Genomic DNA, 14831 nt, shown 5'->3' on the forward strand with positions numbered 1-14831 from the left:
AATATATGGCCGAAAAAAAAGCGGCGACACCGGAAAAGGTTGAAAAGAAAAAGGGCGGCAAGCTCAAGCTCATTATCATAGCGCTCGTTGTCCTTGGCGTTCTGGGTGGGGGTGGTTTTGCGGCGTGGAAGTTCTTTCTGCAGCCGAAGACGGCAGGGGAAACCGCCGAGAACGCAACCGCCGAAGGTGCCGAGGAACACAAGGCCGAGGCCGAGCAGGGCGGACAATTGGTGACTCTTGACTCTTTTGTGGTCAACCTGTCCGATCCCATGGGGCGTAGATACCTGAAAACCACGCTGGATGTTGAAGTGGCCAACGCGGCGGTGGCGGCGGAATTGACCGCGGCCATGCCCAAGGTCAAGGATACCCTGCTGCTCCTGCTTTCCAGCAAGTCCTTTGCCGATATCAGCAGCATGGACAAGAAGATCGAGCTGAAAAACGACATCGTCAGCCGACTGAACCAGATTATCGGCAAGAACAAGGTGCGCAATGTCTATTTTACGGAATTCGTGGTCCAGTAAGCGACTGGTGGGCAGCATATGAGCAAGATCCTCAATCAGGACGAGGTCGATGCCCTGCTCCGGGGAATCTCGGGCGGGGAGATCGAGACCGAAGAAGAGGTGGCCGTTGACACGAAGGGCTTCGTGGCCTTTGATCTGGCCAATCAGGACCGGATCATCCGCGGTCGCATGCCTGTGCTTGAGATCATAAACGACCGCTTCTCAAGACTCTGCACCAGCGCCTTGGCCAACACCATGCGCAAGCGGGTGGATGTGAACCCGATCTCCATCGACATGTCCAAGTTCGGGGATTTCATGCGCTCGCTGCCCGTGCCGACGAGCATCAACATCTTCAAGATCGACCCCCTGCGCGGCAACGCGCTGCTGGTGGTCGACACCAGGCTGGTGTTTTCCCTGGTGGAGAATTTTTTTGGCGGCGCGGGCAGTCAGCCCAAGATCGAGGGCCGCGATTTCACGCCCATTGAGCAGTCCATCATCGTCAAGGTGGTCAAGATCATCCTGGCCAACCTGGAAGACGCCTGGCGGCCGGTGCACGAGGTCAGCATCGAGCTGCTGCGCTCCGAGATCAACCCGCAGTTCGCCACCATCGTCCCTCCCAGTGACGTGGTCGTGGTCATCTCTTTCGAGGTGGAACTGGAGAACGCCCTGGGGTCCATGGTTCTGGCGTTGCCGTATGCCACCATAGAGCCCATCAGGTCGAAGCTGTACGCCGCCTTCCAGACCGAGCGTCTGGAAATCGACCATGCCTGGATTTCCCGTTTCCGGGACCGGCTCATGGAGACGCCCGTCGATCTGAACGTCACGTTCGGCACGACGCAGATCACCGGACGTCAGCTTCTCGACATGAAGGTCGGCGACATACTCATGCTGGACCAGGACGAGGACGACATGCTTTCGGGCCGGATCCACGGGATACTCAAATTTTTCGGACTTCCGGGTTTTGTCAAGGGAAACAAGGCGTTCAAGATCGTCAAAGAACAGGAACTCAATTACTAGGGGAACGGTATGGTCGAAGATCAGGACAAGCTGGCGGCGGAATGGGCCGCGGCCCTGGAACAGCAGGGTGAGGCGGAGGCTGAAGGCGGCGGGGCCGAGAAAGACCTGGCCGATGCCTGGAGTTCGGCGTTGCAGGAACAGGACTCCGGCGGGTCCGATCAGGCCCTGGCCGACGAATGGGCCAAGGCTCTGGCAGACGAGGAGGAGACCAAGATTCAGCATGAGAAGAAGCAGAAGCAGCTCGCCGCCCAGAGCAAGGATTTCGATTACAAAGATTTGACGGCGGAAGCCAAGGCGCCAAGGCCCGAAGGGCTGCGCAAGGACCTTGACTTCATCCTCGACATCCCGCTTGAGGTCTCGGCCCAGCTCGGAAGCACCAAGCTGCTCATCAATGAACTGCTGCAGCTCGGGCAGGGCTCGGTCATAGAATTGAACAAGCTGGCCGGCGAACCTCTTGAGATACTGGTCAACGGCAAGCTCGTGGCGCGCGGAGAGGCCGTGGTCATCAACGAAAAGTTCGGGGTGCGTCTGACCGACATCATCAGCCCCATCGAGAGGGTCAAGCAACTTGGATAACGCGACTTTGACAGGCGCCGGTGCGGGACTAGGACTTGCATCGGTCAAAATGGCGGCGGCGTTGCTACTTATTTTGGGGCTCATCTTCCTTGCGCTCGCGCTCCTGAAGCGCTTCGGGCTGGCGGCACGGCTGCAGGGCCGGGGTTCCGGCGCCCTGAGGGTGGAGGAAAGAGTTGCCCTGGGTCCGCGCAAGCAGCTGGTGGTGGTCCGCTTCTTGAATAAGCTTCTGGTGTTGGGCGTCACCGACAACGGAATCAACTTGATAGCGGAGCACCAGGCAGACAATGAACCGATCCCGGATTTTCAGACCACACTGGACCAGGAAACTGGGGAGGATACTCCTTCCTAGCCTGATTTTCTGTTTTTTTCCTATTTTGCTCTTGGCCGCCGACGGGCCCAATCTTCCATCTCTTTCCTTGCAGCTTTCCAGCGGACAGGCCGAGCCCCAGAAAGTGGCCGTTGCTCTGGAGATCATGGCCCTGCTCACGATGCTGTCCATGGCTCCGGCCTTCATGCTGACGGTCACGTCCTTCACCCGCATCATCATCGTCTTCCATTTTCTGCGTCAGGCCATGGGAACCCAGCAGATGCCGCCCAACCAGGTGCTGGCCTCCCTGGCCATTTTCATGACCGTGGTCATCATGATGCCTACGGGACGCACCATCAACGATACGGCCCTGCAACCCTATCTCAAGGAAGAGATTGGCTACGGGGAAGCCTTGCAGCGGGCTGAAACACCGCTGCGGACTTTTCTTTTCAAGCATACCCGGGAAAAGGATCTTTCGGTATTTTTCTCGATAACGGGTCTTGAGAGGCCGCAGAACAAAGATGAAGTGCCGACCATGGTTCTTGTGCCTGCCTACGTGATCAGCGAGCTCAAGACGGGATTTCAGATTGGATTTCTGATTTACATACCATTTCTCATTTTGGACATGGTTGTGGCCAGTATCCTTCTTTCCATGGGTATGATGATGCTTCCGCCCGTCATGGTTTCCCTGCCGTTCAAGATTCTTCTGTTCGTCATGGTGGATGGCTGGAATCTGATAATAGGCTCTCTTGTAAACAGTTTTATCTAGCCCCTGATCAGGAGTGGAGCATGACCCCCGAATTTGTCATCGGTTTCGCACGGCAATCCATTGAACTGACTCTGGTCATCGCCTTGCCCATGCTCGGCGTGGGACTGGGAGTGGGTGTTTTCGTGAGCATACTTCAGGCCGCGACACAGATTCAGGAAATGACCCTGACGTTCGTGCCCAAGATCATCGCCGTTTTTTTGGCGCTGCTCATATCCTTCCCCTGGATCATGGACAAGATGATCACGTACACCCAGGAGATTTTCCTGAATTTTCCTCAATACATCAAATAGCCCGCCCCCCTACAGCCTCTGCCGCAACATTTCCGTCATGATCATGGCGCCGGCCTGGGCCACGTTCAGCGAATCGAATCCGCCCTGCATGGGAATGGACAGCTTTTCCGTGCAGCGCTTGCCCACATTGGGACGCATGCCCTTGTCCTCATTGCCGAGTACCAGCACCGCCGGGAAATGCAGACGGGCCTGAAAGAGGTCCCGGCTTTCGGGTCCGGTGCCCGATCCATAGATTGCAAGTCCGGCCTCGGCGCACGCATCGAGTGCCCGGGCCAGATTGACCACCTGACACAGAGGGAGGCTGTCGAGCGCCCCTGCAGCGGCTTTGGCGGCCGCCGGGCCGATGAAGGCCGTGCGATCCTTGGGAAAGAGCAGACCGGCCCCGCCAAGGGCCAGTAGGGTGCGCGCCAGCGTGCCCACGTTTCCCGGGTCCTGAACCTGATCCAGGGCCAGGATGAGCGGAAACGTGCTCCGGCAGGCCCGGGCGATCAGTTCCTCCAATTCGACGAGCTGTCGGCCGCGCAGGCGGGCTACCACTCCCTGGTGATTTCCGGGATACATGCGGTCCAGGTCCGGGCGCCGCACTTTGCGGAAGCGTACCCCGAGTTCGCGGCATTTGCCGATCACGTCGCCAAGGCCCGCGGCATCTTCGGACAGGAACACCGTGTCCAGGGCTTCTGGCCGTGAGGCGAGGAGTTCAAGGACCGGTTTGCGGCCGGGAGTCAGGTGGGCATTGGTGTCGGATTTTTCGTGTGGTTGTTGATCCATGATGAGTCCCTGGTTCGGATTTGCAATTTGATTTTTTTTTCTGTAGCAGGTCAAAATGCTCGATCTCGCTCGCCCGTTTTGCTCGGGCCAGTGGCCAACTTGTGACCAGGAGATTGTTTTGACATTTCATATACGTGGAGTTCTGCTCCTTATCATGCTGGTCTTGGCGGGTTGCATGCCCGTCAAGAAAGCCCAGGGACCGTTCCCGGACGGTTCCGGCATGGCGAGTCAGAACGCCGAAAATATGCCGCCGCAGGATGCTGCGGTCAAGGAAGGCGCTCCGGAGGCCTGTGGTCCGGTCGACAATGTCGACCCGCTCGATGTCCTGCCGGATGGAGAAGAACTTCCCGACGCCGAATCCCTGTCCGCCGAGGAGCAGAAAATCCTCGATACGCAGATATCCTTTCATATCGGTCTGGATACCGAGGAAAACGAGGATGTCCAGCGCTATTTTCACTACTACACCCACGTTCAGCGGGGCACGATGACGGGTTGGCTCAAGCGGGCCCAGCTCTATCTGCCGCACATCCGGGAGCGCTTTCTGGCCGAGGGCTTGCCCGAGGACCTCATTTATCTGCCTTTTGCCGAGAGCGGCTTCAATCCTTTTGCCCAATCCCACGCTGGAGCGTGCGGCGTGTGGCAATTCATGCCCCGGACCGCCATCAACTACGGGTTGACCGTGGACAAATGGGTGGACGAGCGCCGTGATCCCCACAAATCCACCGAGGCCGCCATTGCCTACCTGAAGAAGCTGTACGGGGATTTCGGGGATTGGTCCCTGGCCCTGGCCGCCTACAATGCAGGCGAAGGCGCCATCGGCCGCGCCCTGAAAAAGACGGGCACCGAGGATTTTTTCAGCCTGTGCGAGGCCTCCGAGGATCTGAAGAAGGAAACCAAGCTGTACGTTCCCAAGTTTCTTGCCCTGGTCAAGGTTGCCAGGAATCTGGAAAAATTGGGTTTTGAACCTCTGGACATGGAGAAACGTTCCGCTGCTCCGGTCATGCTCAAAGTCAAGCCGGAAACGGATCTTTTGGCGCTGTCCCAAAGCGTGGGCATGGACTGGAAGTCTTTTCGGGAGCTCAACCCCTCTTTTCGCAAGCAGGAATCGCCCCCCGGAAGGTCCGTCAAGGTCGCGGTCCCCGGCCATCTCGTGGCCAAGGCCCAGGATTTCCTGAAACGCCCCGTGACTGCAAGGCAGGTCCGCTACGCATCCCACAGGGTCAAGCCCGGGGACACCTGGTGGGGAATTTCCCGAAAGTACAATGTATCGGTGGCGGTCTTGCAGCAAGTCAACGATGTCAGCAGGACCAAGGCTCTCAAGGTGGGACAGGCGTTGCGCATACCCGGTCAGGGTCCGGCGTCCGATTCCGATTCAGTGGCTGATGCCAGAAAGTGGGCCTCCAAAAGAGCCAATTATCTGGTCCGCGAGGGAGACACGCTCTGGTCCATCGCCAAACAGTTCAAGACCGATCCGGCTTCACTGAGCAAGGCCAACGGCATCCAGCGTTCCGCGGTGCTGCGCGTCGGCCAGAAGCTCTATGTGCCCGATGCCGGCAGCGCCGAAGTCAAGATCGCCAAGGCCAGTGCTGATGCGGTGCGCACGAGGCTGGTCAACTACAAGGTTCGACCGGGGGATAGTCTGTGGGGTATTGCCAAGCGTTTCGGGGTGACCCCCTCCGACTTGCTGGCCTGGAACAACCTGGCGAAGAATGGTCATATCCGTCCGGGAGACCGGCTCAAGGTCTACCGCTGATACTCGCGTCCTTTACTCATTCAAACGGCAGGCTCCCGGGCCTGCCGTGTTCATTTTGACGACATCGCGACCGGCAGGTCGATGATGAACCTGGTCCATTCTCCCTCGGCCGTCTGCACGGCCATCATGCCTGCGTGCTCCTCGGTGATGATGAAGTAGGAAACGGAGAGTCCAAGCCCCGTGCCCTTGCCCACGGACTTCGTGGTGAAGAATGGTTCGAACACCCGTTTGCGCACGGATTCCGAAAGCCCTGGTCCGTTGTCTTCCAGTTCAATGCGCACCCACGGTGCATTTCTTCTCACCCGCAGCGTGAATTGCGGCCACTGTTCCGCCGGGTAGATCTTGTCGCCCATGGCCTCGGCTCCGTTGCGCAGCAGGTTCAGGAAGACCTGCTGCAGCTTGCTCGCCGAGCCCTGGATTTTGGGGAGATTGTCTTCGTATTCGCGGACGATGCGGATTTTTTTGAAATCGTAATTTTTCTTCAGGTCGTAATCGGTGCGGGCAAGTTCCAGTGTCTTGCCGAGAAGTTCCACGATGTTTTCCGGGGCCAGCACCGGTTCGCTCTTGCGGCTGAAACTGAGCATGTTGCTTACGATCTGCGCGGCTTGTGCCCCCGAACTGCGCACGGAGTTCAGCATTTTCGGAATTCCCCGTTTCTCAAGATAGCTTTGCAGTGCTTCAAGGGTGATGCCCGCTTCCTGCGCCGCCAATTCATTTTGCGGCAACGGCAGGAGGAGTCTGGTTTCCAGGACCTGGGCGTTGCCCATGATCGAAGCCAGAGGATTGTTGATTTCGTGGGCCATTCCGGCAGCCAGTCCGCCGACAGAGAGCATCTTCTCCGACTGTATCAGAATTTCCTCGATGCGGACCTTTTCGGTCACGTCGTCGATGCGGATGACCGCGCCTTCCACGCCGTTGGTGATCAGGGGGTAGATGGTCACGTCTTCGTACATGGTCTCGCCATGCTCCACCCTGCTCAGTTTGCCTTCAAACAAGGGTTTCTTGCTGGCGATGGACTGGCGGATCTTTCTCATTTCGGAGCCAAGCCAGGGTACCACCTGTCCCAGAGGCCGGCCTTGGGCCTGGGCTTCGCTCACGCCGGTCACCAGCGCTGCCTGCTGGTTCCATTGGGCGATGCGGCCGTCGGCATCGACTCCGATGAGCATGGACGGCATGGAGTTGATGATGTTGGCGAGCAGGGTGCGCAAGCGCTGGGTTTCCTTGGCGGTACGGTTGCGTTCGGTTATGTCCACGAAGGATCCGATGATGCCTTGCGCGTTCTTGAATTCATCAAAAAAGATCTGTTTGGCGAAGATGACTTCGCGCAGGTCGCCATTCCTGTCGCGGACTTTGGATTCGTACGTGCTTTTGCGGGTGTCCTGACGCAGGCTTTGGTCGTTGTTGTCGTAGGCATCGGCGAGGTCCGGCCATAACTCCCGGGCTGTCCTGCCTCGCAATGCCTCGGAGGTAATGCCCATGATGTCGGTGAAGGTCTGGTTGCAGCCCAGATAGCGCCGCTCCGAGTCCTTGTAGAAGATCGGGATGGGAATGGCGTCCAGCAGCACCTCGGTGAAGCGCAGGTTGCGCGTCAGGTCGGTGTGGGCGCTTTGCAGCTGCTCCTCGGTTATGCGCCGGCGCTGGCCGGCCAGGATGAGCGCGACCTGATCGGCGATGCGGCTGGCGAAAGTGACCTCGTCCGGCTGCCACGCACGTGGCTCTCCGACATGCTCGAAGCAGATGACGGCGGTCAGTTCTCCATCGATGAGCACCGGCACGTCGAGCATGGACGCGATTCCGTTGGCTTCGAGATATTTCGGGGAAAAATCGCGGGTGCGCGGGTCCTGCAGGGCGTCGGTCACGATGACGGGGCCTTTTTTGATGGCCTCGAAATAGGTGTCGAACCTGCCGCACTCCAGGCAGGTCCCGGAAGTGTGCTCCCCTCCTGGCGCGTCGAACTTGTCCATGCAGCAAAGCCTGTCGGCCTGCATCATCCACAGACTGGCCCGGGCCACGTCCATGGCGTGGGTCATCCGGGCCGTGATCATGGGGGCGGCTTCTTGCAGAAGGCCATGAAAAACGGTTGGATGCGTCGAAATTTCAGCGATGACGGCCTGCTGCCGTTCGATGCGCTTCAGGGTTTCGCGCAGCGTCTCTTCAGCTCGGTGCCGATCGGCGATTTCGCCCTGCAGCTCCCGGATCTTTTGCTGCAGCATGGGGTAGTAGCTTTTGCGTCCTGAAGACTCGCTAAGACCCACGATCTTGTCGCGCAGCGATGCGGTACCGGTCACGCCCTCCTCAGGTTGCTTCTTCATAGATGACTTGAATGTCGCGCTTGTTGGCGGTCTTGGGGTTGGTGACAAGGCAGGGGTCAAGGATCGCCTTGTCCGAAAGCACCGGGATGTCGCTGGCGCGTATGCCCTTGGAGGCCAGTCTGTCCCTGATGCCGAGGGCGCTGCGCAGGCCGGTCATGGATTCGATGAGCCATGCGCGCACTTCCGAGGCGCCCATGCCCCGGGAATCGAGCCCCATGTTTTCGGCGATGACCCGGAATCGTTCGGGCGCCGCCGAAAAGTTGTAGTCCACCACATGCGGCAGGAGCAGGGCGTTGCATTCGCCGTGGGGCAGGTCCTTGTAGCCGCCCAGGCTGTGGGCCAGGGCATGCACCGCGCCAAGGCTTGCGTTGGAGAACGCCAGCCCTGCCTGCATGCTGCCGAGCATGGTCTTGGCCTTGAGTTCCATGTCCTCGGGATGCAGAAAGGATTCCAGCAGATTGCCGTGAACCAGGCGGATGGCTTCCAGGGCGTGCACGTCGGTCATGGGCGAATGCGCGCTGGAGACAAAGGCCTCGATGGCGTGGGCCAGCGCGTCCATGCCCGTGCAGGCGATGAGGTACGGGCTCTTGGTCATCAGGGTCTGAGGGTCGATGAGGGCCACATCGGGGATGATGGTCTTGCTGATGATGGCGATCTTGGTCTTACGGTCCGTGTCGTTGATGATGGCGAACTGGGACACGTCGGCCGAAGTGCCCGCCGTGGTCGGGATGCAGATGAGCGGGGGCATGGGCACGATGATCTTGTCCACGCCTTCGTAGTCGAGGATGTGCCCGCCGTTGGAGACGACGATCCCGATGCCCTTGGCGCAGTCCATGGGACTGCCTCCGCCCACGGCCACGATGCCGTCGCATTCGCCCGCTTCATAGGCCGCGACACCGGCCATGACCTCCGCGGTCTTGGGGTTGGGGGTGATGTCCGAAAAAATGACGCCCTCGATGTCGAAGGCGGCGAGGCTCTCCAGGACTCTTGTGGCCCATCCGGCAGCGAGCACGCCTGCGTCGGTGACGACAAGGGGTCTGGTGATGCCGAATTTGCCTGCGTACTGCCCGGCCAGATCCACCGCGCCCACCCCGAAAATCGTTTCCGGAGCGACGAATTTGCGCAGATCGGTGAAGTTCATGCTGTTCCCCCAAGAGCGTTTTGGATGAATTGCCCAATACTTATTTTTAGCACGGTACGGCTTGATGTGCCAGAATAAGTTGGCTTGCGCGTTTTTGCTCCGGGAGCAAAAGACGAAGGCCAGCGGGGGCGACAAGTCCTGCTGCTCAGGCCTGTCGGGCCACTTCCTCCCTGCGGAAGCAGTCCCGGCTGTGATCGTTGAACAGTCCGACGGCCTGCATGTAGGCATGACAGGTGGTCCCGCCCAGAAAGGAAAAGCCGCGTCGCTTGAAGTCCAGCGCCAGCGCGTCGGCCTCGGACGAGGTGGTCTGGTAGTCGGCCAGGGCCCGGATGTCGTGGGCAATGGGGCGGCCGTCGACGAAGTCCCACAGATAGGACGCAAAAGTGCCGAAGCGGGATTGCACTTCCAGAAATGCGCGGGCGTTGGCGATGGTCGCCTCGATTTTGCGGCGATGGCGGATGATGCCGGGATCCAGCAGCAGCCGATCCACGTCCTGGGCGGTGAACCGCGCCACCTTTTGAGGATCGAATCCGGCAAAGGCGGCCCGGTATCCCTGCCGCTTGCGCAGCACCGTGTACCAAGACAGCCCGGCCTGTGCAGATTCAAGGATGAGGAACTCGAAAAGAACGCGGTCGTCGCGGACCGGCACCCCCCACTCCTCGTCGTGGTAGCGGACGTAGTCGGGCTTTGAGAGATCAAGCCAGGGACAGCGGATCATGCCTTGCCCCGGGCGGCCAGGGTCTCTTCCAGCAGGGAGACGGCGCGCGGGATGGGGAAGCGCTGACCGGTCCAGCGTTCGAATTGGGCCAGTCCCTGGTGCACGAACATGGGCAGGCCGGGGATGGTCGCCGCGCCTTCTCGGGCGGCCTGGGCCAGAAGCTGGGTTTCCCTGGGGTTGTAGACCAGGTCGTAGACCAGGGAGATGCCAGTCAGGGACGATTTCCAGGGTGAAAGGGCCTGGAAGGGACCGGACATGCCAAGCGGGGTGGTGTTGACCAGCAGGCTCGGGCGCACGTCGTGCCGGTCGGCCCAGGGCACATGCTCGGCCTGAAACGATTGGGCCAGGCGGTCGGCCCGGCCTCCCGTGCGCGCGGACAGAAGCACCTTCCATCCCGCCTGGCGCAGGCCGCAGACCGCAGCGCGGGCGGCCCCTCCCGCGCCCAGGACCAGGGCCGTGCCGGGGGGTGTACCCCGTTCGAGGAGCGGCGCCATGAACCCGGTCACGTCGGTGTTGTCGCCCCAGACCATTTTGTCCTGCCAGTAGAGGGTGTTCACGGCGCCGATGTCGCGGGCGTTGTCCGTCAGCCTGTCGACAAGGGGCATGACCGTCTCCTTGTGCGGGATGGTCACGCTGGCCCCGTGAATGGGCAGGGTGCGCAGGGCGGCCATGAAGGCGGCGAGTTTTTCGGGGGGCGTATCCCAGACGTGGTAGGAGGCCTTTATGCCCAGCTCCCGGAAGCCCCAGTTGTGCAGGACGGGGCTCAGGGTATGCGCGAGGGGGTGGCCGATGATGCCTAGAAGAAGCATGGTCGCACCTCGGACGGTTCAGGTGGAGGATGGGTGCGGAAAAAAACGGGGCCCGCGAGGGCCCCGGGGATCGTTAAGCGTATTGACCGTTGGCGATGACGTAATCCGCGCCGGCCTGAATGGCCGCCGCGTTCTTGGGAATCATGTGGCTGTAGTGCGAGGAGATGACCGAATCGAGACTGTCCTGCACCTGCTTGACCGGCATGATGCCCGTGGCCTGCACGTAGGCGCCGATGGCGACCATGTTGGCCATGCGCGTATTGCCCAGGCCGTCGGCGATCTCGTTGACCGGAACGGCGTAGACCTTGACCCGGTTCTTGTCGGTCTGGGCCGGGTCGATGAGCGAGGAGTTCAGAATCAGGACTCCGCCGTCCTGCAGCTGCGGCTGGAACTTGTCCAGGGACGGGCCGTTCATGATGATCAGGCTCACAGGCGAGCGGATGATGGGCGATCCGATGACGTCATCGGAGACCACGACGGTGCAGTTGGCAGTGCCGCCGCGCATTTCCGGTCCGTATACGGGAATGTAGGTCACGTTGAGCCCTGCGTTCATGCCCGCGTAGGCCAGGAGATTGCCGATGAGCATGACGCCCTGGCCGCCGAATCCGGCGATGATTGCATCCTGGTAAATGCTCATTTCTCCTCCTTTGCCAGCACGTCTTTGAAGTTGCCCAGAGGGAAGTAGGGGATCATTTCCGTTTCAATGCGCTTGTTGGCCTGAAGCGGGGTCATGCGCCAGTTGGTGGGGCAGGTGGCCAGAATTTCCACAAAGGAGAAGCCGGCTTCCTTGGTCTGATACTCGAAGGCTCTGGTCACGGCCTTCCGGGCTTTCTTGATGTTCTTGATGTTGTTGACCGCGACCCGTTCCGCAAAGGCCACGCCGCCCAGGGAGGCGATGATCTCGGTCATGCGGATGGGCATGCCCTCGTTCTCGCTGCAGCGTCCGCCGGGGCAGGTGGTGGTCTTCTGGCCGACCAGGGTGGTGGGGGCCATCTGTCCGCCGGTCATGCCGTACACGGTGTTGTTGACGAAGATCGTGGTGATGTTCTCGCCCCGGTTGGCGCAGTGCATGATCTCGGCCATGCCGATGGAGGCCAGGTCGCCGTCGCCCTGATAGGTGAAGACGATCTTGTCCGGCCGGGCGCGCTTGACGCCTGTGGCCACCGCCGGAGCGCGGCCGTGGGGCGATTCGATGGCGTCCAGGGTGAGGTAGTTGTAAATGAAGACCGAGCAGCCGATGGAACCGACGAGGATGGTCTTGTCGACCAGGCCCAGGTCCGTGATGGCCTCGGCCACCAGACGGTGGGCCGTGCCGTGATGGCAGCCCGGACAGTAATGCGAGGCCCGGTCGGTCAGGACCTCGGGATAGTTGGTGACGCGAATTTCCTGGGTCATGCTTATCCCTCCAGCGCCTTCAGAATGGGTTCTTCGAAATCATCCGGCGTGGGCAGATTGCCGGGCAGCTGGCCATGGAACGCCGAATCGGCCACGGTCCGGATGGAGAGGCGCACGTCTTCCACCATCTGGCCCATGTTGTGCTCGATGGTCAGGAAGCGCTTGCCTTCCTTGGCCAGGTTCAGGAGCACTTCCGAGGGGAAGGGGAAGAGCGTGATGGGCCGCACCAGCCCGACCTTGTGCCCCTGGGCGCGCAGCTTGCGGATCGTGCTCTTGACGATGCGGCCGATGGATCCGAAGGCCACGACGACAAGCTCGGCGTCTTCGGTCAGGAAAAGCTCCTGATCCACTTCGGCCTGCATGGCCTGGTACTTGGCCTGAAGCTTCTGGTTCTGTCCCGCCAGCGCGCCGTCGTCGAGGAAGAGGGATTTCAGAAGGCGCGGATCGCGGTCCTTGGCGCCCTGCAGGCCCCAGTCCTGACCTTCGTTTGGGTCCAGGTTCTCGGGCACCCACGGTACTACAGGCTCCTTCATCTGGCCGATGATGGCGTCGGCCAGCACCAGGACCGGATTTCTGTACTTGAAGGCCAGGTCAAAGGCCTTGATGGTCAGGTCGTAGGCTTCCTGCACCGTGCCCGGCGCCAGAACCAGCAGCTTGTAGTCGCCGTGTCCGCCGCCCTTGACGGACTGGAAGTAGTCGCCCTGGGAGGGGCCGATGTCCCCGAGGCCGGGGCCACCGCGGCTGACGTTGACCAGCACGCCGGGGAGCTCGCTGCCGGCCATGTAGGAAATGGCCTCCTGCTTGAGGGACATGCCGGGGCTCGACGACGAGGTCATGGCCCGGATGCCGCACCCTGCCGCTCCGAGCAGCATGTTGGCCGCGGCCACTTCGCTCTCGGCCTGCACGAACTGTCCGCCGGCCTCGAACATGGCCGTGGACATGAATTCGGGGATGTCGTTCTGGGGGGTGATGGGGTAGCCAAAAAAGCACTTCACCCCGGCGGCCAGGGCACCGCGCGAGATGGCTTCGTTGCCCTTGACGAAGATGCGTTTGGGAGTGCTCATTTTCCTCCTCCTTTGGCCGACTTCGTCGTGTACACGTTGATGGCATAATCCGGACACATCATGGCGCAAAAGGCGCAGCCCTTGCATTCGCTCATCATGTCGGGGGCGATTTCGGTCACCTTGTATCCCTTCTGATTGAATCGACTCGATTGCTGGATGATGCCGGTCGGGCAGACTTCGGTGCAGAGCAGGCAGCCCTTGCAGCGGTCTTCCCGGAACTCGACTCTGCTTGACATGGAATACCTCCACGGGGGGATAGTGTTGATGATCAAGAATTTCCTGTCGGGCGGATCAGCGGATGAGCATGGCGTCGCCGTACGAAAAAAAGCGAAAACCCTGCCGCACCGCGTGGTTGTAGGCATCGATAATCTGTTGCCTGCCCGCGAGTGTGCAGACCATAATGATTAGGGAAGAGCGGGGCAAGTGGAAGTTGGTGATGAGCTGGTCCACGACTTTAAAGCCATAGCCGGGGCGGATGAAGATGTCCGTCCAGCCCTTGTAGGGACCAATTTCCCCCAGGGCCGTGGCCATGCTCTCCAGCGTCCGGGAGGTGGTCGTGCCCACGGCGACGACGGGGCGTCCTTCGCTTTTGGCCGTGGCGATGGCGCGGGCCGTTTCCTCGGACACTTCGGCGTATTCGGCGTGCATGACGTGCTCGCGGATATCGTGCGCGCGCACCGGGCTGAAGGTTCCGTAGCCGACGTAGAGGGTGACTTCGGCCATCCGGATGTCCCGCGCGGCCAGGGCGTCCATGATCGACGGGGTGAAGTGCAGGCCGGCGGTGGGCGCGGCCACGGAGCCGAGCTTGTCTTCCCGGGAGTAGACGGTCTGGTAGCGGGTGCGATCCTCGCTCTTGTCCTTGCGGTGGATGTACGGGGGCAGGGGGATGTGACCCTGCTTCAGGAAATGTTCGGCCAGGTCGCCGGCCCAGCGCATCGAAACCTTCGCCCTGCCGAACTCGCCCTTTTCGAGCACGCGCAGTTCGATGCCCGGGAAAAGGAGCCGGTCCCCCTGGCGCGGTCCCTTTGACGCCTTGAGCAGCCCTTCGACCTCGGCGGTCCTGGTGCCGTCCGCGTTTGCGCCTGGTTCTATGAGCGCCAGGGGCGTGAGCAGCAGGAACTCGACCTTGCCCCCGGACTCCTTGCGTCCGATGAGCCTGGCGGGCAGGACCTTGGTGTTGTTGACCACCAGCAGCGCGCCCGGCGGGAGAAGGTCCGGGATGTCGGCGAACATGGCGTCGCGCACTTCGCCGCTGTCCCGGTCCAGCACCAGCAGCCGGGAGGCCCCGCGCTTTTCGGTCGGGTCCTGGGCTATCTGGGCCTCGGGCAGGTCGAAATCATATGATTGAAGATTGAATTCCGGTGGAATAGCAGTCATGTTTGTCCTCGTGTCCACGTGCTGCTAGCCCAAGC

Annotated in this window: 17 protein-coding genes; 7 read left to right on the forward strand and 10 right to left on the reverse strand. The window is 60.8% G+C overall.

All coding sequences use genetic code 11. The features are described from left to right. The first annotated feature begins 5 nt into the window (after positions 1–5). From H4684_RS08955 to fliQ, 6 genes are all read left to right on the forward strand, one after another. The gene (locus H4684_RS08955; protein WP_092190679.1) at positions 6–521 is read left to right on the forward strand and encodes a flagellar basal body-associated FliL family protein; all 516 of its coding nucleotides are present in this window, start codon (positions 6–8) and stop codon (positions 519–521) included. 18 nt (positions 522–539) lie between these two features. Beyond that, positions 540–1517, forward strand: a complete 978-nt coding sequence (gene fliM, locus H4684_RS08960; RefSeq protein WP_092190681.1) for a flagellar motor switch protein FliM — start codon at positions 540–542, stop codon at positions 1515–1517. Between the two features lie 9 nt (positions 1518–1526). Then, entirely contained in the window at positions 1527–2093 is a 567-nt protein-coding gene (fliN, locus tag H4684_RS08965; protein WP_192623481.1) for a flagellar motor switch protein FliN, read from the forward strand. 61 nt (positions 2094–2154) lie between these two features. Next, the gene (fliO, locus tag H4684_RS08970; RefSeq protein WP_192623482.1) at positions 2155–2442 is read left to right on the forward strand and encodes a flagellar biosynthetic protein FliO; all 288 of its coding nucleotides are present in this window, start codon (positions 2155–2157) and stop codon (positions 2440–2442) included. Next, complete coding sequence (gene fliP, locus H4684_RS08975; protein ID WP_225940336.1) at positions 2378–3169, forward strand: flagellar type III secretion system pore protein FliP; 792 nt, start codon at positions 2378–2380, stop codon at positions 3167–3169. The genes fliO and fliP overlap by 65 nt, the downstream gene beginning before the upstream one ends. A 20-nt stretch (positions 3170–3189) precedes the next feature. Continuing rightward, positions 3190–3459, forward strand: coding sequence for a flagellar biosynthesis protein FliQ (gene fliQ / locus H4684_RS08980; RefSeq protein WP_092190689.1), 270 nt, complete (start codon positions 3190–3192; stop codon positions 3457–3459). A 9-nt stretch (positions 3460–3468) separates the two neighbouring features. Here the strand turns inward: fliQ and H4684_RS08985 are convergent, their stop codons facing one another. Continuing rightward, positions 3469–4227, reverse strand: coding sequence for a TrmH family RNA methyltransferase (locus H4684_RS08985; protein ID WP_092190902.1), 759 nt, complete (start codon positions 4225–4227; stop codon positions 3469–3471). Between the two features lie 175 nt (positions 4228–4402). Between H4684_RS08985 and H4684_RS08990 the strand changes: the two genes are divergently transcribed. Continuing rightward, positions 4403–5980: a LysM peptidoglycan-binding domain-containing protein gene (locus H4684_RS08990; RefSeq protein WP_192623484.1), complete on the forward strand. Its 1578-nt coding sequence runs from the start codon at positions 4403–4405 to the stop codon at positions 5978–5980. A gap of 50 nt (positions 5981–6030) precedes the next feature. Here H4684_RS08990 and H4684_RS08995 read toward each other — a convergent pair whose 3' ends face one another. From H4684_RS08995 to queA, 9 genes are all read right to left on the reverse strand, one after another. After that, a complete protein-coding gene (locus H4684_RS08995) occupies positions 6031–8292 on the reverse strand; it encodes a PAS domain S-box protein (protein WP_192623485.1) in 2262 nt (753 codons plus the stop codon). Beyond that, a complete protein-coding gene (ercA, locus tag H4684_RS09000) occupies positions 8276–9433 on the reverse strand; it encodes an alcohol dehydrogenase-like regulatory protein ErcA (protein WP_192623486.1) in 1158 nt (385 codons plus the stop codon). Before ercA ends, H4684_RS08995 begins: the two co-directional genes overlap by 17 nt. A gap of 145 nt (positions 9434–9578) precedes the next feature. Beyond that, complete coding sequence (locus H4684_RS09005; RefSeq protein WP_192623487.1) at positions 9579–10151, reverse strand: DNA-3-methyladenine glycosylase I; 573 nt, start codon at positions 10149–10151, stop codon at positions 9579–9581. Then, positions 10148–10960: a shikimate dehydrogenase gene (gene aroE, locus H4684_RS09010; RefSeq protein ID WP_092190700.1), complete on the reverse strand. Its 813-nt coding sequence runs from the start codon at positions 10958–10960 to the stop codon at positions 10148–10150. Before aroE ends, H4684_RS09005 begins: the two co-directional genes overlap by 4 nt. Positions 10961–11033: 73 nt before the next feature. After that, positions 11034–11597, reverse strand: a complete 564-nt coding sequence (locus H4684_RS09015) for a 2-oxoacid:acceptor oxidoreductase family protein (protein ID WP_092190702.1) — start codon at positions 11595–11597, stop codon at positions 11034–11036. Continuing rightward, complete coding sequence (locus H4684_RS09020) at positions 11594–12355, reverse strand: thiamine pyrophosphate-dependent enzyme (protein WP_092190704.1); 762 nt, start codon at positions 12353–12355, stop codon at positions 11594–11596. The genes H4684_RS09015 and H4684_RS09020 overlap by 4 nt, the downstream gene beginning before the upstream one ends. Before the next feature lie 2 nt (positions 12356–12357). Then, positions 12358–13419 carry a 3-methyl-2-oxobutanoate dehydrogenase subunit VorB gene (locus tag H4684_RS09025; RefSeq protein ID WP_092190706.1) on the reverse strand — a complete coding sequence of 354 codons (1062 nt, stop codon included), beginning with the start codon at positions 13417–13419 and terminating at the stop codon, positions 12358–12360. After that, a complete protein-coding gene (locus H4684_RS09030; RefSeq protein ID WP_092190708.1) occupies positions 13416–13655 on the reverse strand; it encodes a 4Fe-4S dicluster domain-containing protein in 240 nt (79 codons plus the stop codon). The genes H4684_RS09025 and H4684_RS09030 overlap by 4 nt, the downstream gene beginning before the upstream one ends. Before the next feature lie 55 nt (positions 13656–13710). After that, on the reverse strand, positions 13711–14796 hold the full coding sequence (gene queA / locus H4684_RS09035) for a tRNA preQ1(34) S-adenosylmethionine ribosyltransferase-isomerase QueA (RefSeq protein WP_092190709.1): 1086 nt from the start codon (positions 14794–14796) through the stop codon (positions 13711–13713). Between the last annotated feature and the right edge of the window lie 35 nt (positions 14797–14831).

It is taken from the genome of Desulfomicrobium macestii, assembly GCF_014873765.1.
GTDB lineage: Bacteria > Desulfobacterota > Desulfovibrionia > Desulfovibrionales > Desulfomicrobiaceae > Desulfomicrobium > Desulfomicrobium macestii.

Coding starts and splice junctions, on each gene's coding strand:
- fliP (WP_225940336.1), top strand. CDS start 2,378: ATGAACCGATCCCGGATTTTCAGACCACACTGGACCAGGAAACTGGGG.
- H4684_RS08990 (WP_192623484.1), top strand. CDS start 4,403: ATGCCCGTCAAGAAAGCCCAGGGACCGTTCCCGGACGGTTCCGGCATG.
- H4684_RS09005 (WP_192623487.1), bottom strand. CDS start 10,151: ATGATCCGCTGTCCCTGGCTTGATCTCTCAAAGCCCGACTACGTCCGC.
- fliQ (WP_092190689.1), top strand. CDS start 3,190: ATGACCCCCGAATTTGTCATCGGTTTCGCACGGCAATCCATTGAACTG.
- aroE (WP_092190700.1), bottom strand. CDS start 10,960: ATGCTTCTTCTAGGCATCATCGGCCACCCCCTCGCGCATACCCTGAGC.
- H4684_RS08985 (WP_092190902.1), bottom strand. CDS start 4,227: ATGGATCAACAACCACACGAAAAATCCGACACCAATGCCCACCTGACT.
- H4684_RS08995 (WP_192623485.1), bottom strand. CDS start 8,292: ATGAAGAAGCAACCTGAGGAGGGCGTGACCGGTACCGCATCGCTGCGC.
- H4684_RS09030 (WP_092190708.1), bottom strand. CDS start 13,655: ATGTCAAGCAGAGTCGAGTTCCGGGAAGACCGCTGCAAGGGCTGCCTG.
- H4684_RS09015 (WP_092190702.1), bottom strand. CDS start 11,597: ATGAGCATTTACCAGGATGCAATCATCGCCGGATTCGGCGGCCAGGGC.
- H4684_RS09025 (WP_092190706.1), bottom strand. CDS start 13,419: ATGAGCACTCCCAAACGCATCTTCGTCAAGGGCAACGAAGCCATCTCG.
- H4684_RS08955 (WP_092190679.1), top strand. CDS start 6: ATGGCCGAAAAAAAAGCGGCGACACCGGAAAAGGTTGAAAAGAAAAAG.
- fliN (WP_192623481.1), top strand. CDS start 1,527: ATGGTCGAAGATCAGGACAAGCTGGCGGCGGAATGGGCCGCGGCCCTG.
- queA (WP_092190709.1), bottom strand. CDS start 14,796: ATGACTGCTATTCCACCGGAATTCAATCTTCAATCATATGATTTCGAC.
- fliM (WP_092190681.1), top strand. CDS start 540: ATGAGCAAGATCCTCAATCAGGACGAGGTCGATGCCCTGCTCCGGGGA.
- H4684_RS09020 (WP_092190704.1), bottom strand. CDS start 12,355: ATGACCCAGGAAATTCGCGTCACCAACTATCCCGAGGTCCTGACCGAC.
- ercA (WP_192623486.1), bottom strand. CDS start 9,433: ATGAACTTCACCGATCTGCGCAAATTCGTCGCTCCGGAAACGATTTTC.